General features: G+C 69.5%; 13 protein-coding genes and 2 tRNA genes. 7 read left to right on the plus strand and 8 right to left on the minus strand.

Annotated features, from left to right (window positions below):
• The first annotated feature begins 27 nt into the window (after positions 1 to 27).
• The 4 genes from ACWDR4_RS10745 to ACWDR4_RS10760 all read left to right on the plus strand — a co-directional run bounded on the left by ACWDR4_RS10745 (position 28) and on the right by ACWDR4_RS10760 (position 3,768).
• Positions 28 to 750 carry a M50 family metallopeptidase gene (locus ACWDR4_RS10745; RefSeq protein WP_450406598.1) on the plus strand — a complete coding sequence of 241 codons (723 nt, stop codon included), beginning with the start codon at positions 28 to 30 and terminating at the stop codon, positions 748 to 750.
• Positions 751 to 913: 163 nt separating this feature from the next.
• Positions 914 to 2,260 (plus strand): 3-phosphoshikimate 1-carboxyvinyltransferase, encoded by a 1,347-nt coding sequence (gene aroA / locus ACWDR4_RS10750; RefSeq protein ID WP_450406600.1) that lies wholly within the window; start codon positions 914 to 916, stop codon positions 2,258 to 2,260.
• A 16-nt stretch (positions 2,261 to 2,276) separates the two neighbouring features.
• Positions 2,277 to 3,287: a ribosome small subunit-dependent GTPase A gene (gene rsgA, locus ACWDR4_RS10755; RefSeq protein WP_450406602.1), complete on the plus strand. Its 1,011-nt coding sequence runs from the start codon at positions 2,277 to 2,279 to the stop codon at positions 3,285 to 3,287.
• A 157-nt stretch (positions 3,288 to 3,444) separates the two neighbouring features.
• Entirely contained in the window at positions 3,445 to 3,768 is a 324-nt protein-coding gene (locus ACWDR4_RS10760; RefSeq protein WP_450406605.1) for a DMT family transporter, read from the plus strand.
• A 37-nt stretch (positions 3,769 to 3,805) separates the two neighbouring features.
• Here the strand turns inward: ACWDR4_RS10760 and ACWDR4_RS10765 are convergent, their stop codons facing one another.
• A complete protein-coding gene (locus ACWDR4_RS10765) occupies positions 3,806 to 4,438 on the minus strand; it encodes a TetR/AcrR family transcriptional regulator (RefSeq protein WP_450406608.1) in 633 nt (210 codons plus the stop codon).
• A gap of 200 nt (positions 4,439 to 4,638) precedes the next feature.
• Between ACWDR4_RS10765 and hisN the strand changes: the two genes are divergently transcribed.
• Both hisN and ACWDR4_RS10775 read left to right on the plus strand, forming a co-directional pair.
• A complete protein-coding gene (gene hisN, locus ACWDR4_RS10770) occupies positions 4,639 to 5,439 on the plus strand; it encodes a histidinol-phosphatase (protein WP_450406611.1) in 801 nt (266 codons plus the stop codon).
• A 138-nt stretch (positions 5,440 to 5,577) separates the two neighbouring features.
• Positions 5,578 to 5,973, plus strand: coding sequence for a CBS domain-containing protein (locus ACWDR4_RS10775; protein ID WP_450406613.1), 396 nt, complete (start codon positions 5,578 to 5,580; stop codon positions 5,971 to 5,973).
• A gap of 24 nt (positions 5,974 to 5,997) precedes the next feature.
• Here the strand turns inward: ACWDR4_RS10775 and ACWDR4_RS10780 are convergent.
• The 4 genes from ACWDR4_RS10780 to ACWDR4_RS10795 all read right to left on the minus strand — a co-directional run bounded on the left by ACWDR4_RS10780 (position 5,998) and on the right by ACWDR4_RS10795 (position 11,572).
• Positions 5,998 to 6,071, minus strand: a tRNA-Met gene (locus ACWDR4_RS10780).
• 388 nt (positions 6,072 to 6,459) lie between these two features.
• Positions 6,460 to 8,259 (minus strand): sel1 repeat family protein, encoded by a 1,800-nt coding sequence (locus tag ACWDR4_RS10785; RefSeq protein ID WP_450406616.1) that lies wholly within the window; start codon positions 8,257 to 8,259, stop codon positions 6,460 to 6,462.
• A gap of 206 nt (positions 8,260 to 8,465) precedes the next feature.
• Positions 8,466 to 8,539: transfer RNA gene (locus ACWDR4_RS10790), tRNA-Met, on the minus strand.
• Positions 8,540 to 8,611: 72 nt separating this feature from the next.
• Positions 8,612 to 11,572, minus strand: coding sequence for a UPF0182 family membrane protein (locus ACWDR4_RS10795; protein ID WP_450406657.1), 2,961 nt, complete (start codon positions 11,570 to 11,572; stop codon positions 8,612 to 8,614).
• Between the two features lie 164 nt (positions 11,573 to 11,736).
• Between ACWDR4_RS10795 and ACWDR4_RS10800 the strand changes: the two genes are divergently transcribed.
• Positions 11,737 to 12,279 carry a PPA1309 family protein gene (locus ACWDR4_RS10800; protein WP_450406619.1) on the plus strand — a complete coding sequence of 181 codons (543 nt, stop codon included), beginning with the start codon at positions 11,737 to 11,739 and terminating at the stop codon, positions 12,277 to 12,279.
• A gap of 59 nt (positions 12,280 to 12,338) precedes the next feature.
• Here ACWDR4_RS10800 and ACWDR4_RS10805 read toward each other — a convergent pair whose 3' ends face one another.
• The 3 genes from ACWDR4_RS10805 to ACWDR4_RS10815 form a co-directional block, all read right to left on the minus strand.
• On the minus strand, positions 12,339 to 13,433 hold the full coding sequence (locus tag ACWDR4_RS10805; RefSeq protein ID WP_450406621.1) for a YlbL family protein: 1,095 nt from the start codon (positions 13,431 to 13,433) through the stop codon (positions 12,339 to 12,341).
• A 58-nt stretch (positions 13,434 to 13,491) separates the two neighbouring features.
• Positions 13,492 to 13,650 carry a hypothetical protein gene (locus ACWDR4_RS10810; RefSeq protein ID WP_189147013.1) on the minus strand — a complete coding sequence of 53 codons (159 nt, stop codon included), beginning with the start codon at positions 13,648 to 13,650 and terminating at the stop codon, positions 13,492 to 13,494.
• A gap of 111 nt (positions 13,651 to 13,761) precedes the next feature.
• Positions 13,762 to 14,223 carry a molybdenum cofactor biosynthesis protein MoaE gene (locus ACWDR4_RS10815; RefSeq protein ID WP_450406625.1) on the minus strand — a complete coding sequence of 154 codons (462 nt, stop codon included), beginning with the start codon at positions 14,221 to 14,223 and terminating at the stop codon, positions 13,762 to 13,764.
• Between the last annotated feature and the right edge of the window lie 315 nt (positions 14,224 to 14,538).

Raw genomic sequence — 14,538 nt, forward strand, 5'->3', positions numbered from 1 at the left:
CGCGACACTAGGGAGCCTCCGCCGACAATGGACAGCACCGCATCCACCTCGCTGGCCGGCCTCTGGGACGAGATCTTCGGCAGCCAGCCCGACCCCGATCTGTGGGTGGTGATCGCGACCCTGGTGGCCGCGCTCGCCGTGACCGTCCCCCATCCCGTGTGGCGCCTCTCACGCAACGCCATCACCATCGCGCACGAGGGCGGCCACGGACTGGTCGCGCTGCTGACCGGCCGTACCCTCACCGGCATACGCCTGCACTCCGACACCAGCGGCCTCACGGTCAGCCGGGGCAAGCCCCACGGCATCGGCATGATCCTCACGGCCGCCTTCGGCTACACCGCTCCCCCGCTCCTGGGCCTCGGCGGCGCCGCCCTGCTGGCCGCCGGCCACATCACGGCCCTCCTGTGGCTGGCCACGGTGCTGCTCTTGGCGATGCTGGTGATGATCCGCAACGCGTACGGCGCCCTCACGGTGTTCATCTCCGGCGGCACCTTCGTGGCGGTGTCCTGGCTGGCGGGCCCCCAGATCCAGGCGGCCTTCGCCTACGCGGTGGTCTGGTTCCTCCTGCTCGGCGGAGTCCGCCCGGCCTTCGAACTCCAGGCCAAACGCCGCAGGGGCGGAGCAGGCGACTCGGACGCGGACCAGCTGTCGCGCCTGACCCACGTCCCGGCGGGCCTGTGGCTGTTCCTGTTCCACGCGGTGAGCCTGTGCTCACTGATAGGCGGGGGGCGATGGCTGCTTGAGGTGTAGGCGGGGCAGGTGGCTGCTGGAGGTGTGAGACGGGGGCTGGAGGAATGCGGGGCTCGGGGGATGACGCGCCCCGAAGGGGCAGCGTCTTCAGGGGCGCGGGGAACTGCGCGACCAGCCACAACGGCGCCGCACCCGATTCACCACCGACTACTAAAGTGACCCCATGGCCCCAACCCCCGCAGACCCCGCCCTCTGGCCCGCCCCGCACGCGAGCGGAGCCGTCGACGCGACGGTCCACGTGCCCGGGTCCAAGTCCGTCACCAACCGCGCCCTCGTCCTCGCCGCCCTCGCCTCAGAACCGGGCTGGCTGCGCCGCCCCCTCCGCTCACGCGACACCCTCCTCATGGCCGCCGCCCTGCGCACCATGGGCGTCGGCATCGAGGAGACGGTGTCCTCAAGCTCCTCCGTCGCAGCGGAGCCCAACGGCTCGGGCGAGGGCGAGGCCTGGCGAGTGATCCCCTCCGGCCTCCACGGCCCCGCCACGGTGGACGTCGGCAACGCCGGCACCGTGATGCGCTTCCTCCCCCCGGTCGCCGCCCTCGCCGACGGCCCCATCCGCTTCGACGGCGACCCGCGTTCGTACGAGCGCCCCCTCAACGGCGTGATCGACGCCCTGCGCACCCTCGGCGCCCGCATCGACGACGACAGCCGAGGCGCGCTCCCCCTCACCGTGCACGGCAGCGGCGCCCTGGACGGCGGCCCGGTGTCGATCGACGCCTCCTCGTCCTCGCAGTTCGTGAGCGCCCTGCTGCTCTCCGCCCCCCGCTTCAACCAGGGCGTGGAGGTCCGCCACACCGGCGCGACCCTGCCCTCGCTCCCCCACATCCGGATGACCGTCGACATGCTGCGCTCGGTCGGCGCCCAGGTCGACACACCGGAGTCGGGCGGCGAACCGAACGTCTGGCGGGTCACCCCGGGCGCGCTGCTCGGCCGTGACCTCACCATCGAGCCGGACCTCTCCAACGCCCAGCCGTTCCTGGCGGCAGCCCTGGTGACCGGCGGCAAGGTGACGGTCCCCGACTGGCCGGCCCGCACCACCCAGCCCGGCGACCGCCTCCGCGAGATCTTCACGGAGATGGGCGGCTCCTGCGAACTCACCGAGTACGGCCTTGAGTTCACCGGCTCCGGCGCGATCCACGGCATCGAGGTGGACCTGAGCGAGGTCGGTGAACTCACCCCCGGCATCGCGGCGGTCGCCGCCCTTGCCGACTCCCCCTCCACCCTCACCGGCGTGGCCCACCTCCGCCTCCACGAGACGGACCGCCTGGCGGCCCTGACCAAGGAGATCAACGAACTCGGCGGCGACGTGACCGAAACGGCCGACGGCCTGCACATCCGCCCGCGCCCCCTGCACGGCGGCACCTTCCACACGTACGAGGACCACCGCATGGCGACAGCCGGTGCGATCATCGGTCTGGCGGTGAAGGGCGTACAGATCGAGAACGTGGCGACGACGGCGAAGACCCTCCCGGACTTCCCCGAACTGTGGGCCGGAATGTTCGGGAACTGACGGGCGGACCTGGATCATGCGCCGCTACGGCAAGAACACCGACGAGGACGACATCCGCTCCCGCCCGAACCCCAAGGGCAACCGTCCCCGTACGAACATCCGCCCGAAGCACGAGGACGCCGCCGACGGCATGGTCCTCACCGTCGACCGGGGCCGGCTGACCGTCCTGGTCGACGACCGGATCGTCATGGCGATGAAGGCCCGCGAACTGGGCCGCAAGGCCGCGGTGGTCGGCGACCACGTGTCCGTCATCGGCGACCTCTCCGGCAAGAAGGACACCCTGGCCCGTATCGTCCGCATCGGGGAGCGCACCACACTCCTGCGCCGCACGGCGGACGACGACGACCCCTACGAGCGCGTGGTCGTGGCCAACGCCGACCAGCTCGCCATCGTGACGGCCCTCGCGGACCCTGAACCCCGCCCCCGTCTGATCGACCGCTGCCTGGTGGCCGCGTACGCCGGCGGCCTGACCCCCCTCCTCGTCCTGACCAAGTCGGACCTCTCCCCGCCCGACGAGCTCCTGGAGCTGTACGGCGCCCTGGACATCCCCCACGTCGTCACGAGCCGCCAGGAGCTGGAGAGCGGCGCGGCGGTGGCCCGCGTACGCGAGCAGCTCGACGGCAAGATCACGGCGTTCGTCGGCCACTCGGGCGTAGGCAAGACGACCCTGGTCAACGCTCTCGTACCCAATGACCAGCGCCGCTCGACGGGCCACGTCAACGCGGTCACGGGCCGAGGCCGCCACACCACCACCTCCGCCCTGGCCCTCCCCCTCTCGGGCAACGCGGGCTGGGTGGTCGACACCCCGGGCGTACGTTCGTTCGGGCTGCACCACGTCGACCCGTCGCTCGTGATCCACGCCTTCCCCGACCTGGAGCCGGGTACGGAGGGCTGCCCGCGCGCGTGCAGTCACGACGAGCCCGACTGCGCGCTGGACGAGTGGGTGGAGAAGGGCCACGCGGACCCGGCGCGGCTCTACTCGCTGCGCCGACTGCTGTCGACCCGGGAACGCACGGAAGGCGACTGACCTCCCCCGGATCTCTCCCCTCCTGACCTCCGCGTTGTTTGGCCGGTGCGGGTGCCGGTAAGTGCATAATCGCACCGAGCCGAATCCGAGCGTGACGAATCAGACCCAGCGGACTCAGCAGACGAAGCAGTCGAAGCGGCACACGGGAGGACAAGACATGGCGTGGCTGCTGGTCGTTGTGGCGGGACTCCTGGAAACCGGCTTCGCCGTCTGTCTGAAGCTGTCGCACGGCTTCACGCGCCTCTGGCCGACGGTCGCCTTCTGCATCTTCGCGCTGGGCAGCTTCGGCCTGCTCACCCTCTCCCTGAAGAAGCTCGACGTGGGCCCGGCCTACGCGGTGTGGACGGGCATCGGCGCGGCGGGCACCGCGATCTACGGGATGATCTTCCTCGACGACCTGGTGTCCATCCTGAAGATCGTCTCGATCAGCCTGGTGATCATCGGCGTGATCGGCCTACAGCTGTCGGGCTCGTCGCACTGAGGACACCAAGGACTGCGCCAGGGCCGGTCCGGCGCGCTCAGTTCCAGACAGCGGCACCGGCCGACCTCTGCAGCACACTCGCCACGAGATCGGCCAGACCGCCCTCCCCCGGGGGCGCGGCGACACAGGACAGGGCGAGCCGGACGGCCAGTTCGCAGGTACGGGACATCTCGACCGCGTCCGACTTGGCCGCGCCGGGCCCGGACAGCACCGTGACGGCACGGTCGCGGACGAGCGCCACGAACTCGCCGGGCGAGGGCAGCGGCCCGTCGGCCCGCCGCTGCGCGGGCACCGCGGCCGAGGACGGCACGGCGGACAGCGTCGGCGAGGGCAGCCGTTCGCTCCAGCAGCCGGTCAGCAGGGCCCGGACGAGCACGCTGTCGCGGGCGGCCGACGCCGTCCACTCGGCGGCGGCGGTGAGCCGCTCCCGCGCACCGGCACCCGGGTCGGCGGGCCCGGTCAGCGCCCGTTCGACGCCCGCGAGGTAGGCGTCGGCCTCTCTGCGCACCAGGGCCCGGGCGAGCCCGTCCTTGCTGCCGAACTCGTTGTACAGCGTCTGCCGGGACACTCCGGCCGCCGCCGCGACGTCGACCATCCGCACAGCGGACCACGGACGGCGCGCGAGCGCCGTGTAAGCGGCGTCCAGCAGGGAATCCCGCGCTGCAGGCATCATCGGCCTCCCAGGGGCGAGCGGCTCTGCGCCCCAGGTTTGACGCGGACGGAGTCACTGTCAAGGGTTCGCGGCAGCGCCGGGGGGCGCGTATCGACATTCGCACCCCCCGGGTGGAGCCGGCGGAGCCGGACAACTGCGGGTAACCGCACCCCGGCCCCCTGTAGCCCCTGGACGGCCCTGAAAGATACGGTTCGCCTATGCCCGACTATCACGATGACCTGCGCTTTGCCCATGTCCTCGCGGACGCTGCCGACGCCACGACGATGGGCCGGTTCAAGGCACTCGACCTCAAGGTCGAGACGAAGCCGGACATGACGCCGGTCAGCGAGGCGGACAAATCGGCCGAGGAGCTGATCCGGGGCCAGTTGCAGCGGGCCCGCCCGCGCGACGCGATCCTCGGCGAGGAGTACGGCATCGAGGGCACCGGCCCCCGCCGCTGGGTGATCGACCCGATCGACGGCACCAAGAACTACGTCCGCGGGGTGCCCGTCTGGGCCACGCTGATCTCCCTGATGGAGGCGGCCGAGGGCGGTTTCCAGCCGGTCGTCGGCGTCGTGTCGGCCCCCGCCCTGGGCCGCCGCTGGTGGGCGGCGAAGGGCCACGGCGCCTTCACCGGCCGCAGCCTCTCCTCGGCGTCCCGACTGCGCGTCTCGGGCGTCTCCAAGATGTCGGACGCGTCGTTCGCGTACTCGTCGCTCACCGGCTGGGAGGACCGCGGGGTACTGGGCGGCTTCCTGGACCTGACCCGCGAGGTGTGGCGCACGCGCGCGTACGGCGACTTCTGGCCGTACATGATGGTCGCCGAGGGCTCGATCGACATCTGCGCGGAGCCGGAGCTGTCCCTGTGGGACATGGCGGCCAACGCGATCATCGTCACGGAGGCCGGCGGCACGTTCACCGGCCTCGACGGCCGCCCGGGCCCGCACAGCGGCGACGCGGCGGCGTCGAACGGCCACCTCCACGACGAGATGCTGGGTTACCTCAACCAGCGTTACTGACCCCCCGTACGCCCTGTAACAGCCGTACACGCCCCCTTGTTGACCGTCTCTTTAACTGCCACTCTGAAGTTCCCCCCACTTGTGAACTTGTGAAAAATTGCACAGGGGCGGGATCTCTCTAGGAGGTGGCTCCACCCCATGCTCGTACGTGACGCCATGAGCACCGTGGTCCTCACCATCGGCCCCGATCACACTCTCCGCCAGGCCGCCGCACTGATGGCCACGCGCCGTATCGGCGCGGCGGTGGTCCTCGACCCGGACGCCGGCGGAATCGGCATCCTCACCGAACGCGACATCCTCAACTCCGTCGGCCTGGGCCAGAGCCCCGACACGGAACGAGCCCACGCCCACACCACCAACGATGTCGTCTTCGCCGCCCCCTCCTGGACCCTGGAGGAGGCCGCACACGCGATGGCCCACGGCGGCTTCCGCCATCTCATCGTCCTGGACGGCGGCGAACCCACCGGCATCGTCTCGGTCCGCGACATCATCCGCTGCTGGGCCCCGGTACGCCAGAAGGCCGGAGCCCTGTAAAGGACTCCGGCCTTCGGCCTGAAGTAGCGGGGACAGGATTTGAACCTGCGACCTCTGGGTTATGAGCCCAGCGAGCTACCGAGCTGCTCCACCCCGCGTCGGTAAACGCAACGTTACGTCAGCCCGACCGACAAAGGCAAATCGCTTACTTCCCAGCGCCGGGCGGCACCACCCAGCCCGTCCGGCGTCCGAGGACGAACGCGCCCAGCCGCCCATTTCCCGCCCACCCCCGCCGCACTTCAGCACGGGCCGGGGCATTCCAGCCCGTCCGGCGATTGAGGACGAGGCCGTTCAGGCCGAGCCTTTTGCCCACCCACCCGCCGCACCCTCCACCACAGCCCCCAGACCCCTCCAGCCCGTCCGGCGCATGAGGACGAGCGCGTTCAGCGCGAAAGGGGGGCTGGGGGCGCAGCCCCCAGGAACGGGATGGGACGGGTAAGGGCGGCGGGGGCGAAGAAAACCCAACGCCCGCCCCCACCAACCCGCTCAAGCAGAAAGCTCCTCCCGCAAAGCGTCCCGCAACCGAGCCGCCCGCTCCGCAACCTCCCCCGGCCCAAGAGAAACGGCAAGATCAGCCCACCGCTGCCCCTCCGCCAACTCCCCCCGCCGCGCATACACCAGCGCCAGCCTCAACGCCGCCCGCCCATGCCCCGCCTCAGCCGCCCGAGCCCACCACACAGCCGCCTCGGGCTCGCTCCCCTCCCGAGCCAGCAACAGCCCCAGGTTGAACGCCCCGTTTCGAGAACCGGCCTCAGCCGCCGCCCGGTACCACCGAGCCGCCTCCACCACGTCCCCCCGAGCCGACGCCAGCATCCCCACCCGCACCTGCGCCCGCCGATGCCCCTGGGAAGCCGCCCGCTCGTACCACTCCTCGCACTCGGTCTTCTCGTGCGCGATCTCACCCAGCTCATGCGCGGGCGCCGGCGGACGCCGGGCGTCGAGCACCGCGGCCAGCCGATAGGCCGCCTCGGGGCTCCCCCCACCCGCCGCACACCGCAGATACCGTTCGGCGTCCCGCTCGTCCCCGTCCCGCAGCCGCGCGGTACCGACCTGAAGCGCCGCCTCGGTGTGCCCGGCACCGGCGGCACGCTCGTACCACCGCAGCGCATCCGCGTCCTCACCTCGCCCGGCGTACAGAATCCCGAGATTGAAGGCGGCGTCGACACTCCCCGCCTCGGCCGCCTTCGAGAACCACGGCTCGGCCCCCGACGCGTCCCCACCCTGCAGCAGCAGAATGGCGAGCGCGTTGGCGGCCTCACGGTGCCCGGCGTACGCGGCCCGCCGGTACCACTGCTCGGCCTGCGCGGTACGCGCCTGCTCAGCGCAGAGCAGCCCGAGGTTGTACGCGCCGTTCACGTCCCCGGCGTCCATGGCCGCGCGGTACCACCGCTCGGCCGTCTGAGTCTCACCGCGCTCGGCGTGCAGCGCGCCCAGCGCGTTGGCGGCGTTGCCGTCCCCGTCCTGGGCAGCCCGCAGCCACCACACGGCGGCGCTCTCCGTGTCCCCCGCGTCCCGCAGCAGGAACCCGAGCGCACACGCGGCCCGGGCCTCGCCCTCCTTGGCGGAGGTCAGATACCAGCGCCCGGCCTCCTTGAGCTCCCCGCGCTTCTCGAGAATGGCCCCGAGATGCAGCGCGGCCCGCTGGTGCCCCCGGGCGGCAGCCTGCCGATACCACTGCTCGACCTCCCCGGCCCCCTCGCCCTCGTCACCGTCCGCGCTGTCCGCCCCGTCCGCGGCCTTCCGGTCCAGCGCGCGGGCCAGCCGGTAGGCGGCCTCCCGATGCCCCCGCTCGGCGGCGACCCGCATCCACTGCTCGGTGGCCGTGTCCCCGCGGTGCTCCAGCAGATCGGCGAGCGCGTACGCGCCCAGCACATGCCCCTGCTCGGCGGACTGGCGCAGCCAGTACTCGGCGGCCGGCTCGTCACCGCGCTCACGGTGGTGGCGGCCGAGCGCGTGCGCGGCGGGGGCGGAGCCGGCGACGGCGGCGATCCGCCACCATCCGGCGGCGTCGTCGGCGTACCCGCGCTGGTGGAGGAGGACACCGAGGTTGTTGGCGGCGGCACGGTCACCCGCGGCGGTGGCGGCACGCAGTTGAGGCTCGGCTCCGTCGAGATCACCACGGCGCAGCAGCATGGCTCCGAGGACACTCATCGCCTCGACGTCGCCGGCCTCGGCCGCGAGCCGTTGGCGTGCCTCTTCTACCGCCTCGCCGGTTTCGTCCCGGTCGGAAGGCTGCACAAATCGCCCTGTCTCCAACAGAGTTGCCTTGTCCCCCATAACGTCCATCGTCGCACCACCTGCAACCTGGGTACACCTGGTATACCGCAGTCAGTGAGGTCTCTACAGCGTTTTGTCGACATGCCCACAGAGAGACAAGTCAAACACAGTTCCCTTCAACTGCCCCGGGAAGACGCGGCCTTCACCAGGTCGGCACATGCGTTCGCACACCACGAAGGCCCGGATCCTTGGAGGATCCGGGCCTTCGCAATCAGTAGCGGGGACAGGATTTGAACCTGCGACCTCTGGGTTATGAGCCCAGCGAGCTACCGAGCTGCTCCACCCCGCGCCGTTGTGTTGCAACCGTACCACGGCGCGGGAGGGGCGGAAGCCACTGCCTCAGCAGGGCCTCCGACCAGCACTAACCACTGCTGGGACTGCTACTTGGAGAACCGCTGGGACTGGGACTCGCGCTACCGGAAGAACCACTTCCGGCACCACTCCCGCTCCCACTCCCGGCCTTGTCCGCCGCGGTCTGTGCCGCCTCGGCCCGCTGGAGCGCGTCCTCAAGGGCCGCCTGCGCCTTGCCGTACGCCTCCCAGTCGCCCTTCTTGAGGGCCGCCTGGCCGTCGTCGAAGGCCTTCTGCGCATCGTCGAGTGCCTCTTGGACCGTTGGGTCCTCGGACGTCGGCGGTGTCGTCGTACCACCGCCCTCGTCCGGTGGCTCGGTCGTCGTGCCCTCCGCCCCGAAGACCTTGTTGAGCGCGGCGTCGAGCGTGTCCTCGAAGGCGGTCTGGCCGCCGTAGGTCACCAACACCTTGCGCAGCAGCGGGTACTTGAGTCCACTGCCGCGTACGTAGACGGGTTCCACGTAGAGCAGTCCGCCGTCGAGCGGCACCGTGAGCAGGTTGCCGTACTCGATCTCCGAGTCGCCGCCTCTCAGCAACCTGATGGACTCGGCGATGTCCTGTTCGGAGTTGAACTGGCTCTGGACCTGTTTGGGCCCGTCGACCGTTCTGCTAGTCGGCAGCTTCAGGATTCTGATCCTGCCGTAATCACTCGTCCCCGCCTCGGCGTTGACCGCCATGAAGGCACTGAGGTTGTCCCGGCCGTTCGGCGTGAACGTCGTCGTCAGGGAGAACGCCTGCGCCTGCTGGTCGGGCATCTTCATGCTCAGGTAGTACGGCGGCACCGCGTCGCCCGACTTGTTGCTCGGGTCGTCCGGCACCTGCCACACCTCGGAGCCGCTGAGGAACGTCTCGGCGTCCGCCACGTGGTAGCGGGTGAGCAGCTCACGCTGGACCTTGAACAGGTCCTGCGGGTACCGGAGATGGGCCATCAGCGAGGCCGAGATGTCGCTCTTCGGCTCGACCGTGTTCGGGAAGGCCTTCATCCAGGTCTTCAGAACCGGGTCCTTGGTGTCCCACTGGTAGAGCTTGACCTCACCGGTGTACGCGTCGACGGTCGCCTTCACCGAGTTGCGGATGTAGTTGACCTGGTTCTGCTGGGCCACCACCGCGCGCTGGTTGTTGTTGGCGGTCAACGAGTCGGCCGTCGTGTCACCCAGGGTGGTACGGGACGCGTACGGATAGCCGTTCGTCGTCGTGTACGCGTCGACGATCCACTGGATCTCACCGTCGACGACGGCCGGGTAGGCGTCACCGTCGATGGTCAGCCAGGGCGCGACCGCCTCGACGCGCTCCTTGGGCGTGCGGTTGTACAGAATCCGCGAACCCTCGCCGATGGCACCGGAGTAGAGGATCTGCGGCTCGCTGAACGCGACGGCGTACGCGGCACGGTTTATCGGGTTGGAGAGGTTGACGCCGCTCTTCCCCTTGTAGCTGGTGGTCTTCTCACCGGTGTCGTCGGAGTAGTCGATCTCCTTCTGGGGACCGCCGACGATCGAGTACTGGCTGGTCTTCTCGCCGTAGTAGATCCGCTGCTGGTACGTCCCGAGGTCACCCGTGGACGGCAGGTCGGACTCGGTGAAGACCGGGCGTCCCTCGGCGTCGGCCGTGGTGCCCTTGGCCGCGACCACACCGAAGCCGTGCGTGTAGCGGAAGTGGTCGTTGATCCAGTTGTTCTTCGGAATGCCGTTGAGGTTCAGCTCACGCAGACCGATGACCGTGTCCTGCTCCTTGCCGTCCTTGCTGTAGCGGTCGACGTCAAGGTTGGTCGGGAACGCGTAGTAGTTCCTCATCTGCTGGAGCTGCTGGAACGTCGGCGACACGATGTTCGGGTCCACGATGCGGATGCTCGCCGTCGCGTCGACGTCGTCACGCAGCTTGGTCTTGTCCTCGGTGTCGCTGCGGCCGGCGTACTCGCTGACCTTGGCGTCGTCGATGCCGTACGCCTCGCGCGTCGCCTTGAGGTTCTTGGTGACGTACGGCGCTTCCTTGGCCTGCTCGTTCGGCTGGACCTGGAACTTCTGCACGATCGCCGGGTACAGCCCGCCGATGAGGATGGCCGAGAGGACCATCAGTCCGAAGCCGATGACGGGCAGCTGCCAGGTGCGCCGCCAGAGCGTCGCGAAGAACAGCAGCGAGCAGATGATCGCGATGCAGAACAGGATCGTCTTGGCCGGCAGATAGGCGTTGGCGTCGACGTACCGCAGACCCGTCCAGTTGCCGGTCGCCTTGAAGTCGCTCGACTTCACCGCGAGGCCGTACCGGTCGAGCCAGTACGCGACCGCCTTGAGGGCGACGAAGAGGCCCAGCAGCACGGACAGATGCCCGGTCGCCGCGGCCGTGGCACGGGCTCCCGGGCTGGTGACGCGCAGCCCGCCGTACAGATAGTGGGTGAGGGCGGCGGCGATCAGGGAGAGGATCGTGGTGGCGAAGCCGAAGCCCAGCAAGAAGCGGTACCAGGGCAGGTCGAAGGCGTAGAAGGACACGTCAAGACCGAACTGGGGGTCCTTCTGTCCGAAGGACACCCCGTTGACCCACATCAGCCAGGTCCGCCACTGCCCGGACGCCGAGGCGCCCGCGATGAGGCCGACCAGAGCGGTGATACCGAGCAGCAGCCACTTCTTGTACGGGGCGATGCCCATGCGGTACCGGTCGAGGCTCTGCTGCTCCATCGACATGGCGCTCAACGGCGGGCGCAGCCGGTGCGCCAGCCAGATGTTCACCCCTACGGCGGTCGCCATCAGCAGACCGAAGACGAAGAAAAGTCCGATCTTGGTCCACAACGTGGTCGTGAAGACCGACGAGTAGTTGACCGAGCGGTACCAGAGCCAGTCCGTCCAGAAACCCGCGAACATGACGAACGCCATGCCGAGTACGGCAAGGACGCCCAGCGTCATGAGCAGGGTCCGGACGCGCCGGGACGGGCGGCCCACTCTGATCCGTGGCCCCTGCGGGCCTCCGCCGCGGTCCGGCATCTGGAAAGCCAAGGTGGCACCTCAAAAGTCGCTGTCGGTCCGTCAGGCCCCCGTGATCGCGGACCATCCGTCAGGCCCCGTGATCGTACGGGCCTCACCTATGCAACTTACTCACGCTTTACTCGGTTCCCGGTTCGGGCCATGAACGAGGCAGGATTGTGACTATGTCCAACACTCCCATGGCGGCGAACCCGCTCACCCGGGCCGTACTCGAGATCGACGAGTACGTCTCCGGCCTCGGCTGGGACCAGCCGGCCAGGCTCTTCGCCCTCGTAGACACCGCCCGGCTGCGGGTCCAGGAACCCTCTCTCGCGGCTCAGCTCGGCCTGTCGGACGAGCAGGAGACCAGCGGTTTCACTCCGATCGAGCAGGACGAGATCCCGGCGGGCAAGCCGCTGGACGAGTTCCTCGCCACCATCGCCTGGCCGGACGCGGTGGTCGGCTGCGCGCTCACCGTCGAGCGCCTGATGCTGCCGCCGTCCGCGGAGGCGTCTGTTCCGCAGGGGCTGAGCGGCAAGAAGCTGGCGGCCTGGGTCGCCGCGCATCCGGACCGGCAGGAGGTCCGGATGACGGTCGCGGTCCTGCGCGACGGCACCCGGGACTCGGCGGTGCGCCTGCGCGAGAAGGACGCGGCAACGGAGGTGCTCACGGGCTCGGGGCTGGTACCGGGCCTGGCGGAGGCACTGTCGGCGACGTTCGCGGAGTAGCAAGGAGCGAAGGAGCGGGTGCGGGTGAGCAGTCCTACGGACTGCTCACCCGGTGCCGCTCACTTGGTGCTGCACTTCGGCAGATCACCGGTGTCGCCGGAGCGGATGTCCTTGAGGGCGCTCAGCGCGTCGCCAATGGTGCCCACCTTGATGAGCGTGAGCCCCTCGGGGGTGTCCTTGGCGGCAGCCGCGCAGTTGTCGGCGGGCGTCAGGAAGTACTGAGCCCCCTTGTCCCGCGCGCCGACGGTCTTCATCTCGATCCCGCCGATGGGACCGACCGTGCCGTCGTCGTCGATGGTGCCGGTGCCGGCCACGAACTTGCCGCCGGTGAGGCTCCCGGACGTCAGCTTGTCGTAGATCCCGAGGGCGAACATCAGCCCGGCACTGGGGCCGCCGACATCGGCGAGCTTGATGTCGATGGTGAACGGGAAGGTGTGGTCGGTCCCGGCGGAGATCCCGACGATGGCGCGCTCGGCCCCGTCGTCGTCGGACTTGGCGGTGGTGATGGTGATGTCCTGCGTCTTGGTGGCAGCCCGGTTCGCCTTCTCGGCGGCGGCCTGCTCCGCGGCGGGCACGATGGTGAAGACGACCTTCTCGCCGACCTTGTGCTTGGTCACCAGCTTGGCGACGTCGGTGGTCTCCTTGACGGTCGTACCGTCGACGGCCTTGATGACGTCACCGGCATGCAGCGCGCCCTCGGCCGGTGACCCCTTCTTGACGGTGGAGACGATCACCCAGGACTGCACCGGGACGTCGAGTTTCTCCAGTGCCGCGACCTTGGCGCTCTCCTGGGACTGACTGAACTCCTCGGCGTTCTCCTGGGTCGACTGCTCCTCGGTCTTGCCGTTCGGGTACAGCGTGTCGTGCGGCACGACCTTGTTGTCGTGCGCGAGCCACCCGTACACGGCCTCGACGAGGTTCATGTTGTAGTCGGCGCTGGTGACCCGGACGGTGGTCATGTTCAGGTGTCCGGTGGTCGGATAGGTCTTGCGCCCGGAGATCTGCAGCACCGGCTCGCCGCCATGGTCCCCGAGTGTGTTCACGGTCGGCCCCGGCGACATCTCCGCATACGGCACGGTGATGAACACTCCGGCGCAGAGGAGCGCGATCAGCATCAGGGTGGAGGCGAGCATCGTCGCGGTGCGGCGTGGCATGGCACGACAGTACGGGACGGTCCTGTCGGCGCACCGTCAGGGCCGCCCGTACGGTGTCTCAGGTACGGGACTTCTCCATGGCCTCGCGGAACCGCACATAGCCGTCGAGTTCGGGCCCGTCACCGCGCGTCCTGCGCGTCCGGTTGGCCCAACTGCCCCACAGGCCGGCACCGATCGCAGCCACCAGCGGAATCAGCAACCAGGCGAGCGCCGCCATGCCGACCTCCCAACCCCAAAGAGTGACCGCAACTGACTGATCAGCAGATTAACCTCCGCTGTGTTAACGCTCACGCCCGGGGGCCGGTTACGCAACCGGAGCCGCGTGGCCTCAGCAGGCGCCGACCCATTCCTCGGTCCCGTCGGAGAACGTCTGGTGCTTCCAGATGGGCACCTCGTGCTTGAGGTCGTCGATCAGCTTCCGACACGCCGCGAAGGCCTCGCCCCGATGCGGGCAGGACACAGCGACAACAACAGCCAGATCCCCGACCACCAGATCCCCGACCCGATGCACAGCGGCAAGCGCCCGCACCGGAAACTCGGCAACGACCTTCTCGGCGACACGCCGCATCTCTGCTTCGGCACTGGGGTGACACGAATAGCCGAGCGCCTCGACATCGGCACCCCCGTCATGATTCCGCACGGTCCCCACAAAGAGGGCGGTCCCCCCGGCGGAGTCGTCCCCCACAGCCCGAAAAACCTCGTCCAGGGAGAGCGGCTCATCCCGAACGGCAAGAAGCTTGATGGGCTCCAGGGCGGCCTGCTCACCAGGATGATCGTCAAGGGATGCCATACCCCCATGGTGCCACCCCAGCTGCACCACTCAGCCTGACCGGCACCACTCAGCCTGGCGGGCACCACTCAGCCCGTCCGGCGTTTGAGGACGAGGCCGTCCAGGCCGAGCTTCTTGCCCATCCACCCGCCGCACCCTCCACCACAGCCCCCAGGCACACCCAGCCCGTCCGGCGATTGAGGACAAGCGCGTCCAGCGCGAGCTTTCCTCCCACCCACCCCGCCGCACTTCACCACCGGCCCGCACCCTCCAGCCCGTCCGGCGTTTGAGGACGAGCGCGTTCAGCGCGACAAAGGGGGGTCTGGGGGCGCAGCC

The organism is Streptomyces sp. NPDC000878 (assembly GCF_053599695.1).

Excerpts from the sequence above, each read along its gene's own strand:
- rsgA (WP_450406602.1), top strand. The coding sequence starts at position 2,277 with ATGCGCCGCTACGGCAAGAACACCGACGAGGACGACATCCGCTCCCGC.
- ACWDR4_RS10760 (WP_450406605.1), top strand. The coding sequence starts at position 3,445 with ATGGCGTGGCTGCTGGTCGTTGTGGCGGGACTCCTGGAAACCGGCTTC.
- hisN (WP_450406611.1), top strand. The coding sequence starts at position 4,639 with ATGCCCGACTATCACGATGACCTGCGCTTTGCCCATGTCCTCGCGGAC.
- ACWDR4_RS10795 (WP_450406657.1), bottom strand. The coding sequence starts at position 11,572 with ATGCCGGACCGCGGCGGAGGCCCGCAGGGGCCACGGATCAGAGTGGGC.
- ACWDR4_RS10810 (WP_189147013.1), bottom strand. The coding sequence starts at position 13,650 with ATGGCGGCGCTCGCCTGGTTGCTGATTCCGCTGGTGGCTGCGATCGGT.
- ACWDR4_RS10765 (WP_450406608.1), bottom strand. The coding sequence starts at position 4,438 with ATGCCTGCAGCGCGGGATTCCCTGCTGGACGCCGCTTACACGGCGCTC.
- ACWDR4_RS10800 (WP_450406619.1), top strand. The coding sequence starts at position 11,737 with ATGTCCAACACTCCCATGGCGGCGAACCCGCTCACCCGGGCCGTACTC.
- ACWDR4_RS10785 (WP_450406616.1), bottom strand. The coding sequence starts at position 8,259 with ATGGACGTTATGGGGGACAAGGCAACTCTGTTGGAGACAGGGCGATTT.
- aroA (WP_450406600.1), top strand. The coding sequence starts at position 914 with ATGGCCCCAACCCCCGCAGACCCCGCCCTCTGGCCCGCCCCGCACGCG.
- ACWDR4_RS10805 (WP_450406621.1), bottom strand. The coding sequence starts at position 13,433 with ATGCCACGCCGCACCGCGACGATGCTCGCCTCCACCCTGATGCTGATC.
- ACWDR4_RS10815 (WP_450406625.1), bottom strand. The coding sequence starts at position 14,223 with ATGGCATCCCTTGACGATCATCCTGGTGAGCAGGCCGCCCTGGAGCCC.
- ACWDR4_RS10745 (WP_450406598.1), top strand. The coding sequence starts at position 28 with ATGGACAGCACCGCATCCACCTCGCTGGCCGGCCTCTGGGACGAGATC.
- ACWDR4_RS10775 (WP_450406613.1), top strand. The coding sequence starts at position 5,578 with ATGCTCGTACGTGACGCCATGAGCACCGTGGTCCTCACCATCGGCCCC.